This is a genomic window from Polaromonas sp. P1_G2 (genome assembly GCF_056405515.1).
In genome coordinates this window covers 1-733 of sequence record NZ_JBFUBY010000613.1, presented here as the reverse complement: position 1 = coordinate 733, position 733 = coordinate 1, and the positions used below count along the sequence as shown (strand labels likewise).

Here is a 733-nt window from a genome sequence, read left to right as displayed (position 1 = left end):
GGGCTACCCGAACGCGCCCAACATACCCTCCTTCTCTTCGGCCGTCCATGCGCCGGGGCAGGGCCGCCAGGGCCGCACGCTGTACCGCTTCAGCACCTCATAAAAAGCTTGCGCATGTCAGAATGCACCGGCAACACACAACAAGGAGCCGGGCATGCAAGGGTGGAAACTGGGATGTTGGCTTGGGGTGATGTGGGTGGCGCAGATCGCGGGCGGGCCTGCCTGGGCGCAGCAGCCCGAGCGTGTGCCGCCGCAGGTCGTCAAACTGCCCCTGCTGGTCGACGGCAARCAGTTTGAGGTCGTCACCCATGTCTACAAACCCCCCGGCGAAGGCCCGTTTCCGCTGGTGATCTTTTCCCATGGGCGGGCCCCGTCGCGCGTCGACAGGGCCAAGCTTGAATACCCGGTGCTGGTCGGGCATGCCAACTACTGGCTTCACAAGGGCGTTGCGGTGATTGCCCCGGTGCGGCCGGGTTATGGCGATACCGGCGGGATGGACCGGGAAGACTCGGGTGCGCGCTGGAACGGCAATGTCTGCAGTGGCGAGCCCGACTTCACGCGCGTGGCCAGCCGGGCCGGCCAGACGGTGGTCGCGCTGCACCAGTGGGCGCTGCAGCAGCCCTGGGTGCGCAAGGACAGGCTGCTGCTCGAAGGGCAGTCGGTGGGCGGCATGACCACGGTGTCGGTCGCCGCGCTTAACCTGCCGGGCGTTATTGGCGCCGTCAATTTCGCC

Annotated in this window: 1 protein-coding gene; it reads left to right on the top strand. The window is 66.8% G+C overall.

Annotated elements, in window-relative coordinates:
* Positions 1 to 154: 154 nt before the first annotated feature.
* A partial coding sequence (locus AC1D0P_RS26515) for an alpha/beta hydrolase family protein (protein ID WP_477679454.1) occupies positions 155 to 733 on the top strand: 579 nt, incomplete at its 3' end.